This window comes from Halomonas sp. BDJS001 (assembly GCF_026104355.1).
Classification (GTDB): domain Bacteria; phylum Pseudomonadota; class Gammaproteobacteria; order Pseudomonadales; family Halomonadaceae; genus Vreelandella.
Map to the genome: position 1 here is coordinate 1,174,568 of NZ_CP110535.1, position 18,699 is coordinate 1,193,266.

Annotated in this window: 15 protein-coding genes; 6 read left to right on the forward strand and 9 right to left on the reverse strand. The window is 59.5% G+C overall.

Going from position 1 to position 18,699, the window contains the following annotated elements; genetic code table 11:
- Positions 1-68 precede the first annotated feature (68 nt).
- Positions 69-2,132, reverse strand: a complete 2,064-nt coding sequence (locus tag OM794_RS05410; protein ID WP_226248363.1) for a prolyl oligopeptidase family serine peptidase — start codon at positions 2,130-2,132, stop codon at positions 69-71.
- Positions 2,133-2,501: 369 nt separating this feature from the next.
- Here OM794_RS05410 and OM794_RS05415 point away from each other — a divergent pair, with 369 nt between their 5' ends.
- The 3 genes from OM794_RS05415 (at position 2,502) to OM794_RS05425 (ending at position 7,797) form a co-directional block, all read left to right on the forward strand.
- Complete coding sequence (locus OM794_RS05415; RefSeq protein ID WP_226248365.1) at positions 2,502-3,716, forward strand: hypothetical protein; 1,215 nt, start codon at positions 2,502-2,504, stop codon at positions 3,714-3,716.
- Positions 3,717-3,976: 260 nt separating this feature from the next.
- A complete protein-coding gene (locus OM794_RS05420; RefSeq protein ID WP_226248367.1) occupies positions 3,977-6,715 on the forward strand; it encodes an ATP-dependent Clp protease ATP-binding subunit in 2,739 nt (912 codons plus the stop codon).
- 227 nt (positions 6,716-6,942) lie between these two features.
- Positions 6,943-7,797: an LLM class oxidoreductase gene (locus OM794_RS05425; RefSeq protein ID WP_320442901.1), complete on the forward strand. Its 855-nt coding sequence runs from the start codon at positions 6,943-6,945 to the stop codon at positions 7,795-7,797.
- Between the two features lie 47 nt (positions 7,798-7,844).
- On the opposite strand, the gene OM794_RS05430 is transcribed toward OM794_RS05425, so the two are convergent.
- A complete protein-coding gene (locus OM794_RS05430) occupies positions 7,845-8,666 on the reverse strand; it encodes a CmcJ/NvfI family oxidoreductase (protein ID WP_226248370.1) in 822 nt (273 codons plus the stop codon).
- A 244-nt stretch (positions 8,667-8,910) separates the two neighbouring features.
- Here OM794_RS05430 and OM794_RS05435 point away from each other — a divergent pair, with 244 nt between their 5' ends.
- Positions 8,911-10,239 carry a DUF3422 family protein gene (locus OM794_RS05435; protein ID WP_226248371.1) on the forward strand — a complete coding sequence of 443 codons (1,329 nt, stop codon included), beginning with the start codon at positions 8,911-8,913 and terminating at the stop codon, positions 10,237-10,239.
- A 291-nt stretch (positions 10,240-10,530) separates the two neighbouring features.
- On the opposite strand, the gene OM794_RS05440 is transcribed toward OM794_RS05435, so the two are convergent.
- From OM794_RS05440 to OM794_RS05470, 7 genes are all read right to left on the reverse strand, one after another.
- Complete coding sequence (locus OM794_RS05440; protein WP_265154331.1) at positions 10,531-11,124, reverse strand: NAD-binding protein; 594 nt, start codon at positions 11,122-11,124, stop codon at positions 10,531-10,533.
- On the reverse strand, positions 11,037-12,410 hold the full coding sequence (locus OM794_RS05445; RefSeq protein WP_265154333.1) for a monovalent cation:proton antiporter-2 (CPA2) family protein: 1,374 nt from the start codon (positions 12,408-12,410) through the stop codon (positions 11,037-11,039). Before OM794_RS05445 ends, OM794_RS05440 begins: the two co-directional genes overlap by 88 nt.
- A 250-nt stretch (positions 12,411-12,660) precedes the next feature.
- A complete protein-coding gene (locus OM794_RS05450; protein ID WP_226248375.1) occupies positions 12,661-13,359 on the reverse strand; it encodes an MFS transporter permease in 699 nt (232 codons plus the stop codon).
- Positions 13,356-14,297 carry an aldo/keto reductase gene (locus OM794_RS05455; RefSeq protein ID WP_226248377.1) on the reverse strand — a complete coding sequence of 314 codons (942 nt, stop codon included), beginning with the start codon at positions 14,295-14,297 and terminating at the stop codon, positions 13,356-13,358. Before OM794_RS05455 ends, OM794_RS05450 begins: the two co-directional genes overlap by 4 nt.
- On the reverse strand, positions 14,294-14,707 hold the full coding sequence (locus OM794_RS05460) for a hypothetical protein (RefSeq protein ID WP_226248380.1): 414 nt from the start codon (positions 14,705-14,707) through the stop codon (positions 14,294-14,296). Before OM794_RS05460 ends, OM794_RS05455 begins: the two co-directional genes overlap by 4 nt.
- Positions 14,708-14,757: 50 nt before the next feature.
- Positions 14,758-15,579: an aldo/keto reductase gene (locus OM794_RS05465; protein ID WP_226248382.1), complete on the reverse strand. Its 822-nt coding sequence runs from the start codon at positions 15,577-15,579 to the stop codon at positions 14,758-14,760.
- A 381-nt stretch (positions 15,580-15,960) separates the two neighbouring features.
- The gene (locus OM794_RS05470) at positions 15,961-17,208 is read right to left on the reverse strand and encodes an AGE family epimerase/isomerase (RefSeq protein ID WP_226248383.1); all 1,248 of its coding nucleotides are present in this window, start codon (positions 17,206-17,208) and stop codon (positions 15,961-15,963) included.
- A 213-nt stretch (positions 17,209-17,421) separates the two neighbouring features.
- On the opposite strand from OM794_RS05470, the gene OM794_RS05475 reads away from it, so the two are divergent.
- Together OM794_RS05475 and OM794_RS05480 are read left to right on the forward strand one after the other, a co-directional pair.
- A complete protein-coding gene (locus OM794_RS05475; RefSeq protein ID WP_226248384.1) occupies positions 17,422-18,417 on the forward strand; it encodes a 3-oxoacyl-[acyl-carrier-protein] synthase III C-terminal domain-containing protein in 996 nt (331 codons plus the stop codon).
- Positions 18,414-18,698 carry an NAD-dependent epimerase/dehydratase family protein gene (locus OM794_RS05480; protein ID WP_265154334.1) on the forward strand — a complete coding sequence of 95 codons (285 nt, stop codon included), beginning with the start codon at positions 18,414-18,416 and terminating at the stop codon, positions 18,696-18,698. The genes OM794_RS05475 and OM794_RS05480 overlap by 4 nt, the downstream gene beginning before the upstream one ends.
- Position 18,699 lies beyond the last annotated feature (1 nt).

The window sequence follows — 18,699 nt, forward strand, 5'->3', positions numbered from 1 at the left end:
TTTGTTTTGCCATTTACGATATCAGCGCCGGGTTCGCCCCGGCGCTGTCGTTTTATGTCGCGCAACCCTCAGTCGTGATCCGCCACATTAAGCCCCGTCCATTGTGCTGCAAAGGCCCACATGTCAGCGATCTGCTCTATTGCCATGCCCGTGGGTGTGCCAGTCCCGTGGCCGGCGCGGGTCTCGACGCGAAGCAGGTGCGGCCGTGGTCCGATATCGGCAGCCTGAAGGGTGGCGACATACTTGAACGAATGCGCCGGGACGACGCGGTTGTCCGTGTCGGCCGTGGTGGCGAGGATTGCGGGATAGCGCTCCCTGTCGCGGATGGTGTGCAATGGCGAATAGGACAGAAGGTTGTGGAACGCATCCTCCACGGCTGGGCTGCCGAACTCTTCCACCCACATTGACCCGCTGGTGAAGCGGTCAAACCGCAGCATGTCCATGACGCCCACGCCTGGCAGGGCTGCCGCGAACAGGTCTGGCCGTTGATTGACCACTGCCCCGACCAGCAGCCCGCCATTGGACTCGCCGTGGATGGCGAGACCGTCAGCCGGCGTGATGCCCTTCGCGATCAGATAGTCCCCGGCGGCGATAAAGTCATCGAAGACGTTCTGCTTGTTCTCGCGCCGCCCGGCATGGTGCCAGGCGCTGCCGTATTCGCCGCCGCCCCGGATATTAGCCACGGCATAGACACCGCCCTGTTCAACCCAGGCCATCGCAGCGGGCGAGAAATGCGGCACCATGCTGATTGCAAAGCCACCGTAGGCATAGAGCATTGTCGGTGCCGGGCCCGTCACCTCTTGTCGGCGCACGACGAACAGGGGCACCCGCGTCCCATCCTCGGATGTGTAGAACTGTGGCTCCACCACAATCTCGTCGAGATCGACCGCCAGATCAGGCGTAGCCCAGACCGTGGTGCGGTTCGCAGCTAGCTCAAGACGGAGGATCGTCACGGGTGCGTCATAGCTGGTGAAGGCGAAGAACGCTTCGTCGTCCCCCGGCCTGCCGTGAAACGCGCCGGTGGTACCGGGGCCTGGCAGGTCGACCTGGCCCTCGAAGGTGCCGTCTAGCCGGTAGCGCTCGACCTGCGTCTGTGCATCCACCATGTAGGATAGGATGAGCCGGTCGCCCAGCACGGCCGCCGAGCCCTCGCGCAGGACGGCATCCTTCTTTTCAGGGATCAACTCCACGAATTCCGGTTCTGCCTCTGCAAGATCGAGGGCCATCACCCGGCCGCGTGGGGCATCCATCTGGGTGGCAAGGTAGAGAACCGAGCCGACATTGCCCAGCAGGATCCAACTGGCATCATAACGCTCGACGATCGACCGGGGCGAAGGATTGGCAGCGGACAAATCCGTGACGGTTATCGCCGCCCCGCCAGTCAGCGCCGAGGTGTAGACGATCAGGTAGCGGCCATCCGGAGTGACATCCACGGTGTGAAGCAGCGGCTGTCCGGGCAAGGGGGCATGAACCAACCTATCCTCGGATTGCGGCGTGCCGAGCTGGTGAAAGTAAACCGCATGCGCGTCTATGCCAGCGTTGAAACTTGCGCCGGCCTCCGGCTCGGGAAACCGCGAGTAGTAGAAGCCCGAGCTGTCTCCCTTCCAGGCGATGTTGGTGAAGCGAGCCCATTCGACCATGTCGTCAAGCATCTCGCCGGTGGCCGTGTCCATCACCCGTATCGTCCGCCAGTCCGAACCGCCGTCCTGCATGGCGAAGGCGAGAAGCGATCCATCGCCGGAGGGCGCCCACTCGGCCAGCGCCACAGTGCCATCCTCGGCCCAGGTATTGGGGTCGATCAGGGGGCGGTTCTCGCCATTCGATCCATCCCGAACCACAAGCTGCGCCTGATTATCGAGGCCGCTGTTGCGGGTGAAGAAGTAGAGGCCCCCGCGTTCAACCGGTGGGGTTGCGGTTGCATGGTCGAACAGCGCTGTCAGACGTTGCTGGAATACTTCCCGCCCGGCAAGGTTGGCGAGGTAAGCGGCCGACAACGCATTCTGCGCCTTGATCCAATCAGCCACTTCTGCGTCTTGGCGCGGATCGTTTTCCAGCCAGCGGAACGGATCAGCGACGGTGACGCCGAAACGCTGCTCAGCCGTGTCGGTCAGGCGTGTGTCCGGATAGGTCATCGGATCTCCTCATTGGCCTATGCAGGGCGATCGGCGTCGTAAGAGCCAGTGCGGCGAAGCTCAGGATTGTTTGTTTCAGCATCGGTGCGCGCGTAGCGCAGCCGGCAGCGCGCCCGAATATCCGGGTCACTTTGCTCTTCACTTAGGGCTCGCCTTGTTGGGTGCCCTTGGCCGCAAACGGGTAGCAAAGCGGTCAATGTAGGTGGTTCGCCAAGGCCGTCAGAATTAAACAATCCGACACATATCGGTTTTCCAATGACTATAGCGTGAGTCGCGGTATGTTGATATTCATCTAAGCTTGGATATACCAGGGTGGGGTTTACAGGATCCAACTCCCTAATGCGCCGACCATGTCGTCGAGGAGCGCTTATGTCAAAGCCTAGAAACGAGGAATACACCAAGGAACCCCTAAAAGGGAGCCGGACGGCAAACGCATGCCGAAAAGTGGTGGGCCTTATACCCGCCCCGGAGATGTCCGCGGAAATAGCCGAACAGGTAACCGACCAGTTACCCGAACTTCTGGCCAACTACGTCGATGACCGGTTGAGTTGGGAGGTGCAACTGGTCGTTGATCCGTTGATCGGCGCTGCAGAGGCTTCCAACGATATTATCGAGAGTATTCTTGAGTACAAGCGGCATCAGCAGTGGGACTACGCGATCTGTATTACCGATCTTCCGATCCGCAAACATGGGCGCTTCGTGATCGCGGAAACCAGCACAATGAATGGCGTGGCGATGATTTCATTGCCTGCCTTCGGTATTACTGCAATACGCCGTCGCCTGAGCGAAGCGATCCTGCAACTGGTCAACGAACTGCATCATGGCAGTTCAGAAGAGGACCGTGCCCGCCAAGAGCAGCGCACCGAACAATCCTATAAAGTCCACGAGAGCCTGCGTGGCAAAGGTGCCTGGCAACTACTGGGTAGGCGTCTCTACGAGAAGCTGTTCCCGATACGACGGGTAACACTATCGGGCGAGGGAGAGTCCTTCGACGTACGCTTTATTGCCGATTCATGGCTCAACGGGAACCTTCGCATCCTGGCCGGCATGGTGCGCGCCAACCGCCCCTGGACCATCTTTCCTTCTTTCAAGGGTGTCATCGCCGTCGCGTTCGCGACCGGCGCCTATGGCCTGGTGTTTCCCACCCTTTGGCAGCTCAGCAACAATTATGGCTGGCCACGCCTTGTGCTGCTGATGGGTCTCGCCATGACGGCCATGATCGCCTGGATCATTCTTGCTCATACCCTTTGGGAATCGATAAGAAGCGCTCCATCGCCTCACCTGGTTCGCCTCTATAATACGGTCACGGTACTGACGCTAAGCACGGGGGTCATATTTTATTATACGATCCTGTTTGGCCTATTCTGTTTCGCAGTCCTCGTTTTCATTCCGGCCAACATGCTGGAAGCCCAAATCGGCCACACGGCTGGTCTTATCAATTACACGGCCCTTGCCTGGCTCGCGACTTCGATAGCTACTATCGCTGGTGCCCTGGGGGCCGGTTTGGAAGATGAAGAAACCGTCAGAAACGCGACCTATGGCTATCGGCAGCGACGCCGTAACCAGGAAGTGAATCAGCGGTGATGTGCGGCGACAATTTTGTTTTGGCCAACTGACAGCCTACTCCCGAAGTTGAACGGCAGGAGGCTGGATCCCGTGAAAATAGTTCTGTCCCGGTTTCACCGATTCCGCCTTGCTTTCGATCCACCTCTCGCTATACTGAAATTTTAAGCTTCTCTCGGGCTCTGCCCCCTCCCAGGTTTCACTGGGCTCCGCCCCTTCTCCAAGGCTTAGCCGTTCCTATACGACTGTTGTAAGCCACACAGCGGTACAACGGAGGCATCATGGGCAAGAGCGCGGAACAATCACCCCAAGTATCATGCGATATCTGCCGGCAACGCCCTGCGGCTCTGCAGGTCACCGTTTCACAAGCCGGTCGAAGACGCACCCTCAACGTATGCCAAACGGATTATTTGCGCCTGAGAGCACGAAGTGCCTCTCCGTTTGAATCCCTTTTTGGAAGCGGGCTGCTCGCCGACGATTTTTTCGAGCGGCTGGCACGAGACGAGGATTTCGGCTTTGGCAGTGTCGCCAGTCGAGAGAACGGCCGGCCGCAGGATAGCGAATCGGTCGCCCTCGGTGACCTGCTTAGCGAGCAAAGCGAGCAGATTCTGCAGCAAGCCGCGGCTACCGCGACGGAGTGGGGTTCGCAGCTGATTGATACCAGCCACCTGCTTTACGCGCTGGCCGATAACGATGTGGTGCAGGCGCTCCTCAAGCGATACCAGCTATCGGCCAAAGACCTTAAGACCCAGGTTGAGCAACTGACACCCAAAGCTGCGAGCGAACCCGAAACGGACGGGCCTACAAAGATCGGCGTCTCCCCACGGGTGAAAGCCGCGCTACAGCGCGCCTTCCAGGCGTCGAGAGACCTCGGGCATGGCTATATTGGTCCCGAACACCTTCTGATCGGTCTGGCCGAGGAGGAGGGGCTGGCCAGCGACTTGCTGAACCGTTATGGCCTCTCTGCACACGGTCTTCGGCAGAAGGCTGTGCAGGTGGTCGGAAAGGGGGCGCAGGAGGGGCGACTGCCGGAGCAAAGCGACACGCCCACCCTGGACAAGTACAGTCGGGATCTCACTGCATTGGCTAACGAGGACAAGCTGGATCCGGTGATCGGGCGAGCGGCCGAGGTCGAGACCCTGATCGAGGTTCTTTCCCGGCGCCGCAAGAACAACCCCGTTCTTATCGGTGAGCCTGGCGTCGGCAAGACCGCCATCGTCGAAGGGCTGGCGCAGCGAATTGTTCACAATGAAGTGCCGGACCTGTTGCAGAACAAACGGGTGGTTGAGCTAAACATCAACTCGCTGGTGGCCGGTTCCCAGTATCGTGGTCAATTCGAGGAGCGGATCAAACAAGTCCTCGACGAGATTACGTCCCACCAAAACGAGATTGTGCTGTTCATCGACGAGCTGCACACCATTGTCGGCGCCGGATCGACCGGGGGCGAAGGCGGGCTGGACGTCGCGAATACCCTCAAGCCCCAACTGGCGCGTGGTGAATTGCATTTGGTCGGGGCGACCACGCTGGGCGAATACCAGAAGTACATCGAAAAAGACGCTGCGCTGGAGCGGCGGCTGCAACCGGTGTTCGTCGCCGAACCAACGATTGACCAGACCATCAATATACTAAGAGGGCTTAGGGATCGACTGGAGGCTCACCACAAGGTGACTATCACCGACGAGGCGATTGTCGCCGCCGTGGAGATGGCCGACCGCTACGTCACCAACCGGTTCCTGCCGGATAAGGCCATCGATCTGATAGATCAGGCGGCTGCCCGGGTACGAATCGGTGGCACCTCAAGGCCGCCGGAGCTTCATGAGCTCGGTGCGCAGATCGACCAATTGCGGCGCGAGCGTGACTACGCATCCAACCGCAAGAATTTCGAGCGCGCGAACGCGCTGGAAGCTCGTATCGAAGAACACCAGGACGACTATGATCAAGGCCTGGAGGAATGGAACACGACCCGAAGCACCAGCGCTAACCAGGTGGGCGTCGAGGATGTGGCACAGATCGTGTCGCGCCTGACCGGCGTTCCGGTGGCAGAGCTCACCACGGAGGAGCGCACCAGGCTGATGGAGATGGAACAGCGTCTGCATCAGCGGGTCGTCGGTCAGGACGAGGCGGTAAGAGCCGTATCCGATGCCGTGCGTTTGTCTCGCGCCGGGCTGGGCGACCGCCGCCGTCCCATCGCAACCTTCTTCTTCCTCGGACCCACGGGAGTGGGAAAGACGGAATTGACCAAAGCCCTTGCGGAAACGGTCTTTGGTGATGAAGAGGCGATGATCCGCATTGACATGAGCGAGTATATGGAACGGCATACGGTCGCGCGCCTCATCGGGGCGCCTCCCGGATACGTCGGGTTCGAGGAGGGGGGGCAGCTTACCGAAAAGGTACGCAGAAAACCGTACAGTGTCGTTCTTCTGGACGAGTTCGAGAAAGCACATATGGATGTCCAGAACGTGCTGCTGCAGGTCTTCGAGGATGGGCGGCTCACTGATGGCAAAGGGCGTGTCGTAGACTTCACCAATACCATCATAATCGCCACGAGCAACATCGGTTCCGATGTTATCCGGGACAACCTCGAGGCCCCGAAAGGCAAGCGCAAGGACGACGCGGAATTGAAGTCGGAACTGTTGAACGTGCTCCGTCGTTATCTCCGCCCGGAGTTCATCAACCGCATTGATGAGATCATCGTGTTCCACGCACTCGACCGCGAACAAATCCGTGACATCGTAGGCCTGCAGCTCGAGCGCGTGAAGCGTCTCGCGCACGGGCAGGGCTTGACGGTGGAGTTCGACGACTCGCTCATCGACCATTTGGCGGATGTCGGCTACCGGCCGGAATTCGGTGCGCGCGAACTTCGTCGCCAGATCCGTTCCCTGATCGAGACGCGCCTAGCGAGTGCCGTATTGCAGGGCGACATAGAAGAAGGTGATAGCCTGCGCTTCGTCTACGACAAGGGGCGAAGTGAGATCCGCTGGGAGAAGGAAACAAAGGTGCCTGCCTCCGAACCGGAGTAACGAAGCCACGGAAGCTGCGGCCAGGGGAGAAGCGACTAATGGGATAGACCCGGTGTACTAGACCGTCTCGCAGTGTCTCGCCGCCTTGCAGCGGGAATAAATGGAGGAAAGAGCATGTTTACTCCGAATTCCATTGCCTATCAGCAACAAGCTGGCTTTCAGCGCACCTACCGCCAAGGCGCCTGAGCCTGGGCCTTTTCTTCCCTCTCGAAGCCTTTACCGGCGATATGCCGACTATGGCCAACCAGGTAAGCTTGGCCCAACGTGCCGAACAACTGGGTTTCTCTGCTCTCTGGTTTCGGGACGTGCCGTTACGCGACCCCAGCTTCGGGGATTCGGGCCAGGTGTTCGATCCCTGGGTCTACCTGGGTTTTATGGCCGCACACACCCGTTCGATTGCGCTGGGTACCGCGTCGGTCATCCTGCCAATCCGTAATCCCCTACACACTGCCAAGGCCGCAACGAGTGTCGATCAACTCAGCGGTGGCCGTCTGTTACTCGGCGTGGCTTCCGGTGACCGTCCGGTAGAGTTTCCGGCATTCGGTGTCGACCCGGAGCAACGTGGCAGCCTGTTCCGCGAGTACCTCAAGGTATTTCGCGAGGTGCAGCTCAGCAGTTTCGTGCCTATGACCTGGTCGGGCGGGACGCTTCAGGGAGCCGATCTGATTCCCAAGCCAACCACAGCGGAAATTCCATTCTTCGTGACCGGCCATAGCCGCCAGACGCTGGAATGGATCGCCCGCTACAGTCATGGATGGATCAGTTATCCGCGCCCCCCGAAGGCCCAGCAAGTGGTTGTCGAGAGCTGGCGCACGGCGGTTCGTGATGAATGTGGCGAGTTGTTCAAACCCTTCACCCAGTCACTTTACCTCGACCTGACAGATAACCCGCAGACACCCCCACGGCCGATCCACTTGGGGTATCAACTGGGACGGCATCACCTTATTGCGCTGCTCCACAGGTTGCAGGAGATCGGCGTAAACCATGTGATTATCAATTTGAAATACGGCCAACGACCTGTCGGCGAGGTCGTTGAGGAAATCGGTCAATTCGTTTTACCTGACTTCGCCATGTCGGCATAAAAGCCGGCCGGGAACTGTACGGGTAAGCCATCGCCAGTGTTCAAAATCTAGCCGAAGAAGGCGAGGGTGCGAACCTCGATACTCTCGCGAGGTGGGGCCCCCGGCGGCGTATGGGGATCCTGGAAGGCCGTATGGGGGGTGAAGCGGGCACGGCCGTCGTGACGCGAGTCATACCCTTTGATCAGCAAGGCCTCGTCCCGGCGCATGTCCGGAAAATAGTACCAGCGCTGGCGCGGATTGTACGCCAGGTGGTAGATCTCACCGGTACGATCCGGATAGATCAGGTCGGTGGCCAGCAGGTCATCGGGGTCGAGCGTCGAGGCGTCCAGCAGGGCCAGCGGCGAACGCTTGACGGGCCCACTGATGGGGCGCCAGAGGTTGATCTGAGCGACCGGCATCGCCGCCAGCGCGTCGGCCTGTTCGCTGCCCAGCACGTCGCGGACACGCTCAAGCCCTGAGCGCTCGGTGTAGTCATTATGTACGCGGCTGGCCGGGCCGCGAACGCCCCGTTGCTCGGCATCGGTACGCCGGGTGTGGTCGAAGATGACGACCCGGCTCGCGCCCGTCAGCTCTTTGATCAACGCCTCGACTTCGGCGTAGTAGACGCTTTCCACCGACGTATCGTCGTAAAGGTCGTCGACCACCGTATCCCGCCGATGAAGTTCGAACCCCTGCTTGTCCAGAGATAGGCTGTCTACCAGTGGTCGGCCATTGTATATCGTAACGTCGCGCTCCTCCTGTTCTGCAAAGTAGCGCGGTTCACTGGCACCGGTCAGGGCTTCGGTATGCACATAGGGCTTCGCGTCGTGCTTGACCAGATAGGTGAGCGTCGTGGTAATGCTGTCGGGCATGTCCGTCGTGCGCTGCAAGAAACACCTCCCGATCCGCTGAACGCGTCCAGAGTGGTGTCACCGTGGAGTCGCGATAGCTGGTGTAGGTTTCTTCACTACTTAGTATAGGCCATCAGACGGGAACTTTCCCTGCCTTGACCCTGTTCTTTGGCAAATGTTACGTCGAGGCGTAATCGCTCACAGGGTTTACCTTCGCATAGTGAGCTATAGTGTTACTAGAGTTCCACTCTGTATTTCCTTTACCCGTCAACCTGAGGTCATTATGACCGAGTCGACCCACAATCCGAACGGTCAGCCGGCCTCAACCGACACCGTGTATGGAATGCCTGCCTATGCCGATAGGGCGGCGGCCGTGAACGAAGTGCATGCACGCCCACACCTCATGATTCAGGCCCCGAGGCAGATGTTGCAGTTCGCTTTCATGACCGGAGGAGACCTGGCCAAGGATAAGTTGGCGATGAATGAGTTGTCTGGTCGTCTCCGCGTGGCTGAGCCTGACCAATCTACGTCATTTCATGGCTTGGCCTGGGAAGACGGAGGCCTGCATTGCGAAAAGCACTCGGAGTATTCGACGTATCTGTGGTGTGCTGAGCTTGATCCCGAAACCGGAGAACCATGCGGCGAGAATCCGTTCAAGCATGGATTCATCCCTCCCGGCCCTGTGGTATCGGGCGTGCGCCTGACCTTTCTTCCATGGAATTCAGATACTGAGAAGGAGGTAGATCGCTTCGATCCTTCCAGCCTTTGTTACTCGCTGGTAGAAGGTGGTGACGCTGCTATCCTCACCGATTTCCGACAGGATGAGGACGGCCTGACGCACATCCTGATCCTTGCGCGTGATTTAAAACCCGCGCGAGCGGGGGCGCTGGCGCAGCGTCTTCTGGAGATTGAGACCTATCGGATTTTGGCCTTATTGTCGTTGCCGTTGACCAGGTCAATGACGAAGGAGCTGCGAAGCATGGAGTCACAACTGGCCATGATGACTGATGAGATGTCGACGAACTCTGAAGCGCGGCGTGACAACCACCTCCTTCTGTCAGAATTGACCAGTCTGGCGGCAAAACTGGAGGCCTGCGTTGCTGCGAATCTCTATCGATTTGGCGCCAGCCGGGCTTACTACGAGATTGTTGAAGAGAGGTTGGCAGCGCTAGTGGAAGAGGGCGTATCCGGATACTTCACCTGGCGGGATTTCCTTCAGCGCCGTATTGCACCTGCGATGCGAACCTGCCTTTCGGTTAAAGAGCGCCAGGCCAAGCTCTCCGACGAACTGACCCGAAACATCTCACTGCTGCGCTCCTGGGTCGATGTCGAACTGGAACGCCAGAATCGGGACTTGCTGGCGTCGATGAACAACCGCGTCAAGCTGCAATTGCGTCTTCAGCAAACGGTTGAAGGCCTGTCTGTGGCAGCAATTTCATATTACGTCGTGAGTCTTTCAGGCTATTTCCTGAAGGGAATTCCATTCATTTACGATGTTGTCACACCGGTGATGTCGGTATTGGTACCCGTCGTGATGCTGTTGATCTGGTGGAGGGTTCGTCGGATCAGACATGCCCACGAGGAGTCCTCGGCGTTGGAAAAATCATACTGACGACCTGGCGTCTTGAGCGCGGATCTGGGCTGGCGCCTTGGCGAAGGGGACTTGGCGGCTGAATCGACCCCCTGGCATTTGACGGCGGCCAGACCTTCACCTTGGCCGGTGCACCGGTCGTCCGGGACACCAGTTAGCCAGTCAGAGCCAATAGGTCACACCCATCCCTGGCAGTCAGTCCCTTCCGTCGTCAACGGCTAACGCCGTCCCCCATTCCTTTTTGTGACCATGAAGCCGCAGAACCACATTCGTTTCGGAACAATTCATCCAGCCCGCCTTTTATTATTGTGATCAACCACTGTTCCTTGGTGGTGTCCACGCCGGTGCTTCGTCCTCGATTCGCCGGGCGTCTTCCCGCATGGCGTGCCCTAGCGACTCGTCCAGCTTCATGAACAGCTCCCCGGAGCGCGGGCTGAAGTGGATGCCTTCCTCGATGTTGCGCCAGGCGTTGAACAGTTGATCTTCGTGGGCTTTTTCACTGGCGACAAAGGATTGGCTCATCCGGCGGGCGCGTTGTGGGTGAACGCCCATGGCTGTGAGGGCCTCGCTGCCGAGTTCCAGGGCGGAGTAATAGGTCTCGCTCACCACGTCGTCGGCGCCGGCTTCAAGCAACTCGTAACCATGGCCCCGGTCGAAGGCGCGGGCCAGTACCCAGACCTCCGGATAAAGTTGTTTGACGTGGCGCACCATGCTCACGGCCCGATCGCGGTCATCGATGGCGACGATGAGCAGGCGTGCCTCGGCAATGCCGGCGGTTTCCAGCAGCTGGATGCGGGTGGCGTCGCCAAAGTAACTTTTCAGCTGATCCGGCGCAGGTTTTCGACCTGCTCCAGGGCGTGGTCCAGGGCAACGCTGGGAATGTTGTTGGCGCGAAGCAACCGGCAAACGATCTGCCCGAAGCGGCCGACCCCTGCCACGATCACCGGCGCCTGCTCTTCTATCTCATCCGGCTCCGCTTCTTCATTGGAAGCCTTCTGATAGCGTGGCAGTACCACCCGGTCATAGACAATGAACAACAGCGGCGTCAGGAACATGGACAGGGCCACCACCAGTGAAAGCACTTGCGCGCTCTCGGTGGAGATGACGTGGTTCTGGGTGCTGTAGGTCAGCAGCACAAACCCGAATTCACCGGCCTGGGCGAGCCCGAGGGTGAACAGCCAGCCTTCACTGCCGCGGATACTAAAAGCGAAGGCCAGGCCGACCAGAATCAGCGCCTTGCCAACGATCACCGCCAGGGCGAGAAGCAGGATGGTATCCCAGGACTGCGCCAGAACGCCGAAATTGATCCCCGCGCCCACGGTAATGAAGAACAGCCCCAGCAACAGCCCCTTGAATGGCTCGATATTGGCTTCCAGCTCGTGCCGGAATTCACTGTTGGCCAGCACCACCCCGGCCAGGAAGGCGCCAAGCGCCGGCGACAGGTTTACCAGACTCATCAGCGCCGCGATGCCGATAATCAGCATCAGGGACGTGGCGGTGAATACTTCCCGCATGCCGGACTGAACCACGTAGCGGAACAGCGGCCGGCTCAGGTAATGGCCGCAGACAATCACGACCATGATCGCACCAACAACGGCCAGCCCATGCGCCCAGCCCGGCAGGTTCTCAACCAGGCTCAGGCTGCTGTGTCCATGCTCTGCGTCGGTGGCGGAGATTCCGGACACGGCCAGTAGCGGGATGACGGCCAGCATGGGAATCACCGCAATGTCCTGGAAGAGCAGCACCGAAAAGGCACTCTGGCCGCCTTCGGTTTTGACCAGCCCCTTTTCGGTCAGCGTCTGCAGGACAATCGCCGTTGAGGAGAGGGAAAAGAGAAACCCCACCGCCACCGCGGTTTGCCAGGCCATCCCCAGCGACCAGGCAAAGCCGGAGGCGGCGGCTGCGGTCAGTGCGACCTGCAGGCCGCCAAGCCCGAGCAACCGCACCCGCATGGCCCAGAGGGATTTGGGGTCAAGCTCCATCCCCACCAGGAACAACATCATGACCACGCCGAACTCGGCAAAATGCTGAAGAGTGATGGCCTCCTGGCCCACCAGTCCGGCCACCGGCCCTATGACCACACCGGCCACCAGGTAGCCGAGTACCGACCCCAGGCCAAACCGTCTGGCCAGCGGTACCGCGATCACCGCCGCCACCAGGTATATAAACGCCTGAACAAAGTAGTCAGTCATCAGAGTCGCCAGTCATGTCCGTGGGCCGAAAAGCAGATATCCCCCTTCTAACCGTAGACCAACGGCTGCATTTCGCTTCCGGTTTCGAAGACGGGGGCAAAAAAGGGGAGGGGGAAGCCTGTTTTCTTCCATGTCCAGCGCGGTCATAAACAAAATCGGGCTGGTTTGCTACCTGCTTTTTTCGTGTTTTTGCGGGAGTTGATTTCGTCCCAGTCAATAGCCAAGTTTTATAGTAAGCCCTGTAAAGTGTTCAAGAATCGACGTGCTCACGAGCGGCCAGACTAGCGCTCAACATACTTTTCCAGACCAGCCCAACCAGCACAATCGCCAGTACCCCAAACAGCACGACGGCGCCCGGTGCATCCAGCACCTGCAGGGTCAGCCCTGAAATTACCAGCCAGAGCGCGGGAATGATGACGGCGATCCAGAGAGCGACGCCCCGCAGCATGATAAGCACAAGTCCCAGCGTGGTGACCGCCGTGGGGTCGGCGTGTATGCCGAACACTTCCGCCTGGTACCAGGAACCGCCGCTCAGCGGCGCTATCAGCGGCATGATGATCAGGCCGAAGAGGGTGATGGCGGTGCCCAGAATGACGGGCGGGCTTGTGTTACGCGGGGCTTTATCCATTCCCCACCCCGTTAGCGCCATAACTACCAGCAGCACGGCCTGGGCGAAGAAGGCATAGCCAACATAGCCTCCGGCCCAGTTGAGTTCTGCATAGCGCTGAAGGAAAAAAGCGACGGCGACGAAGGCCCAGAGCGGGGCGGGTAGCAGGCAGGCTGTTCGCGGGCGGTTTTTCAGCGCCAGCGCAAGGGTCGCGGCGCCGAGCCCGAGTGTCAGTAGATGCAGCGGCCAGAAGGTTTCGCCCATGCGCTCCAGCAGGCGAAAGTAAACCTCCGCGGTGAAGGGGATAAAGTCCTGCAACTGGTAGCTCGTCCAGGCGTTCATAGTGACTCGATAGTGTCGGCCATTCGCGTTCGGGCATCGGCCGAAGGCATGGGGGATTGGCCGGCGCGCATATTCTCGCGCAGGTGCTCGACCTGGGTGGTGGCGGGGATCGCGCAGATGATCGCCGGGTGACTGACGATAAACTTGAGCAGAAAGTCCGCCCAGGTTGTGCAGCCGCATTCTTCTTTTGCCCACTCGGGCAACGGCGCGTTACGGCGTTTGAGGTTCTTGATCAGGCTGCCGCCATCGTATGGCCGATTGGCGATCACGCCGATGCCCCGCTCTTCTGCCAGGGGCAGTAGCCGGTTTTCGGCTTCGCGGTGGGTGATGTTGTAGGTGAGCTGAACGAAGTCGATATCCTCAGACGACATGATTTGCTCGATCTCGCGGTGGCGGCGCCCGTGGGAGGTGGTAACGCCGACATGGCCGATAACGCCTTCGGCTTTCATTTCCTGCAGCGCGGCCAGGTGCTCGCGCCAGTCGGTCAGGTTGTGCACCTGCACCAGGTCGAAGTGATCTAGTGTCCAGCGCTCTTTCAGCTCGGCCACTTGCTCGCGGGCGGAACCACCGGCGGGGCTCCAGACCTTCTCAGCGGAAAACAGGCTCTCGGGCGTGCCGAGTTGTTGCAGGGCATAGCCCATCACATCCGGCGCCGAGCCGTACATGGGCGAGGAGTCGATCAGGCCACCGCCATGCTCGAAAAATGCCTTGACCACCTCGGTACGCGCATCGAGCAACTTTGGGTCGTTGCCAACGTTGAAGGTGCGCCAGGTGCCCATGCCGATAACGGGCAGTTTTTTGTCCGTGCCCGCAAAGGTCTTCTGTTGTATCCCGCCGGTGTTGGCAAGAAGCGATGCGGTGGGAAGCGTCATGGCGGCGAACGTAGCGCCGATGAGCGCAAGGCTTTGTCGGCGGGTGATGTTGATGCGAGGATTCATAATGGTCGCTCCTTCCGATGTTTTTGACTCGGCAGGGTGGCAGCCAACACCAGCACAAAGCAGGTCAGCACAAATACCTTATTCACAAACCAGTTGGTGCGCCAGATCGACCACTCAGGGTCGGCAAGAAAACGGGTGAACATGGTGCAGATGATGAGGATTTCAATGACGGACATGCCCACCGCCAAGGCACGCGTGTAGCGAGGCCGTTCGAGCAGCGCCCAGCCAAGCCAGACGTGAGCCACTGGCCATAGATCCCAATAGACATAGCGTGCCCAGGGCTCGCCGTATGCTAGCGCGTAACCAACCGGAAACAGGTATTTGATAAACAGCGTCCAGGTCGCGAGGATAAACAGCAGGTGGGCGAGGAAGCTGATCCAGGCGTTGGGTTGTCGGGCGTGCAGTGACATGGCAGCGCTCCTGTCCTAGTCCGTTATCCTGATCCGTTAATGGCGCGTCCTCACACTATCTGCAAAGAGTGCTTACGCGATGGCGGAGGAAAGGCGGCATCGATCTGGGCCAGGTCATCTTCGTCGAGTCTGAGTTTATCAGCGTCGGCGTTCTGTTTGAGATGCTCCAGATTCACGGCTTTAGGGATAGCCATCACCCCGGAGTGGCGCAGAGCCCAGGCGAGGGCGACTTGCGCAGTCGTGGCGCTGTGCTTGTCGGCGATGCGTTGCAGGGTGGCGTCACGCAGTAGCGTGCCGCCTTGGCCGATCGGGCAGTAGGCCATGAGCGGCATGTTGTGCTGTGCTTGCCAGGGCAGCAGGTCGTATTCAATGCCGCGTGCTTCAGGGTTGTAGAGTACCTGATTGGTGGCGCAAGCGGGTGCGTCGAGCTCTGCCAAGTCGTCAATGTCAAAGTTCGACACGCCCCAGCGCAGGATCTTGCCCTGCTCGCGTAGCCGCTCAAAAGCTTCCACTGTCTCGCTCAGTGGGTACTGGCCGCGCCAGTGCAGCAGGTAGAGATCGATAGTGTCGGTGCCCAATCGACGCAGGCTGCGCTCACAGGCGGCTTGAACACCCTGGGTGCTGGCGTTGTGCGGGTAAACCTTGCTGACCAGATACACTTCTTCGCGCCGATCACGGATTGCTTGGCCAACGACCTCTTCCGCGCCGCCTTCCGCATACATCTCGGCGGTATCGATCAGCGTCATGCCCAGATCCAACCCTTCACGCAGCGCCCTGACCTCAGCCTGCCGCTGGCCAGCATTCTCGCCCATATGCCAGGTGCCCTGGCCTATACGGGGTACGCTTACGCCGCCTAGTTTGATCGTCTGCATGTTCTCCTCCTGGTTGTTGGGTAAATGGATGAGAGGTGGGTTCTCGTCCTCTATATCATGCGAGAAGAGCGGAAGCATCGGGCGTACATGCTTAGGAGCAGCTAGCCAGGCGCGTCACTCGAATGCCTCCGCTTCGATACGTCAAAGTCATCGCTGCGCTTCAGGCAGGCAGTATAGCCGGGCCTAGGGGGAGCTTTGAATCTATTCCGGATCACTATGAGTTAATGCAGCTTGAACTCATTAAATTATTCAAGGAAAGAGTTCCAGAGTATGTACGATTAGCGACAGTCGAAAAATAGCTAGGTTAGCCACAGTGACCACTACCCTGGCAGCTAACCTCAGGTGGTCATAATACGATCAGTTCGGGTAAAGGTTGAACTACTACAGCCGCTCGACAGTCAACGCTAAGTTGAGTGACAAGGGGAGCCGCGGTAGCAGCGCTGCCTGGTAAGCGTGGTAGAGATCGGGCTTGATGTCGCCTTCGGCAGTGTCGATCTGTAGCTTACCGTCGAGTTCCTGATACCAGCCGCCCCGCGCGCGATCTATAAAAGTGGTATCGATGAAATCCCAAAGCCGCCGATACCAGCGCTCGTAGTGGGGCTGATCTGTGCGCCTTAGAAACGCGGCAGAGGCGGCCAGTGCTTCGGCGTGAGTCCAGTGGCGACGCCGCAGGGAGTTTGGGCGTCCCGCCCAATCAACGGTATACACTAGCCCCGGAGCGCCGTCGGTGGCCCAGCCGTCACGCAGACTGGCGTCAAATAGCGCCGCGGCGTCAGTGAATAGCCAAGAAGGAGCTGCGCGGCCGCGAGATTCAAGCGCCGCCTCCAGATGGAGCATCAAGCGCGACCATTCGAAACCGTGACCCGGTGTGGCGCCATAGGGGTAGAAGCCATCGTCGGGGCGGTCGGCGTTGTGCTCCGGCCATTCTGACCAGTCGCCATGAAAATGCTCGAGGATGCGGTAATCCCGGAGAGCCGCGTGGCGGTGAATCAGCCGTTCAACGATGGCCAGCGCTCGATCAAGCCACAGTGGTTCGTCGCGCACATCGGCCAGCGCCAAGCACAGCTCTACGCCGTGCATGTTGCTGTTACCGCCGCGGTAGTCGCTCAGTTCGCTCCAGTCCTGGCTGAAACTCTCCACGAAGGCCTGCTCGTCCGCCGACCAGAAGCGAGTGTTGATCACCCCGACGGCCTCTTCGAGCAGAGCCGCCGCGCCAGGAATGGCGGCGTGGGTCGCAGTGGCGGCCCCGAGGGCGACGAAGTGGTGGGTATAGCACTGCTTAGTGTGGTCGTCGCTGGCGGCGGGGTCGGCGCCGAACCAGCCGCCATATTGCTCGTCGCGGAGCTTGCCTTCCAAAGCACGAATCGCATGTTCGGACAGAGCAGCAGCGCCCGGTACGCCCTGTAGCGCTGCTAAAGCACAACTGTGGGCCATACGCCCGGTGAGCATGGTGTCGGCACTGGCGCCGTGAGGGATACGCCCATCACCATCGAGCGCCGCAAAACCGCCAGAGGCCAGACGCGCCTGACGATGGAATTCGAACAACGCAAGCCCTTCGCGGGTCAGCCAGTGGTGATGGGTAGCACTATTGAGCCAGCGCCGGGGTTTTTGATCAGTGTTGTGGTTCATCGCAGCCATGCCTTATGTGATCAAGTGGGATCTCGCCTCAGCCATTGACGATGGTGCCGCCGGTCTGACAGCTGGAAGGCTATATTTAGCGTGTGATTGGCTCTCCTTTACGCAATCCGCCAGGTTAACCATAAATTGCGCGCCGTCTAATTTCTAATTGATTGATATTAAGCTTTATTAGAGTATGAGAGCGAATCGGTTAGAAATGGACATATGATTAGCAACTTCACGATTGCCGGGTGGGGCAGTTATCGCCCTCGTATCCAGCAAACTTCGCGCTCCCTGGACGAACGTCAAGGGCACTCTCCTGGCTGGACTGAACGCCAGTTCGGTATCGCCACGCGTCATGTTGCGAGTGAGGATGAGACCACCTCAATGATGGCGACCGAGGCCGCCCGCGAGGCGCTGAACCGCGCAGGCTGGGGCAACTCGCCGCCCGACGTCATCATCGGCGGTTGCGGCGTTATGGAGCAACCGATTCCGTCTACAGCCGCCTTAGTCCAGAACCGTCTCGGCTTTGGCCAGTCCGGTGTGCCTAGCTTTGACGTTAACCAGACCTGTTTATCCTTTATGGTGGCACTGGATATCGCCGCCATGGGCATTGCTTGTGGACGCTGGCGGCGCGCGCTGGTGTTCTCTAGCGACATCGCGTCGGCAGGGCTTAACCCCGAGGAGCCGAAGACGCGCTCCATCTTTGGCGATGGCGCAGCGGCACTGGCGATTGAGGCAACGTCAGACACAACGTGTGGAATGCGTTCAAGCGTTTCGGTCACCCATGGTGCTCACCACGCGCTAGCGCAGCTTCGGGCGGGCGGCACAAAATTGCGTATTGCCGAAGGTTACCAAGCGCTGGTCGCCGGCTCCTATTTCGAAATGGATGCCTTTGGCATCTTCAAGGCTGCTGCCAAAGCGTTGCCAAGTGTCATAGAGCGTGCGCTCACCCAGGCGGAAATAAGCAAGGATGATCTCGCCTGCGTGATTTGCCACCAGGCGAGTGCGCCAGGGGTCGAGCATATCAAGCGGCTTTTCGCGCCCAACAGTGACCGCGTGGTCAATATCTTCCCAACGACCGGTAACCAGATAGCCGCCTCAATTCCAACGGTGCTCGCCCACGCACTCACGATGGGGATTGCCAAGCCGGGGGACTATATTCTGCTGCTGGGTACCGCCGCGGGGATCAGTGCCAGTGCCATGGTGCTCAAGCTATGAGTCAGCGGCGCATCCTTATCACCGGGGCGACCGGCGGGCTGGGCATGGCGCTGGTGCGCGAGGCGTTAAAGCGCGGACATGCTGTGCGAGCCACAGGGCGTTCGCAGGTTGCGGGCGAGGCGCTATCGTCACTCGGCGCGCAGTTCGTTAGGGTAGATCTTACCCACCCAGAAACTGAGCTTCGCGAGCTCCTGAAGGATGCCGATAGCGTGATTCATGCCGCCGCCTTATCGGCCAGCTGGGCCCCCGGCGAGCATTTGAGAGCCACAACCTTCAACTGAC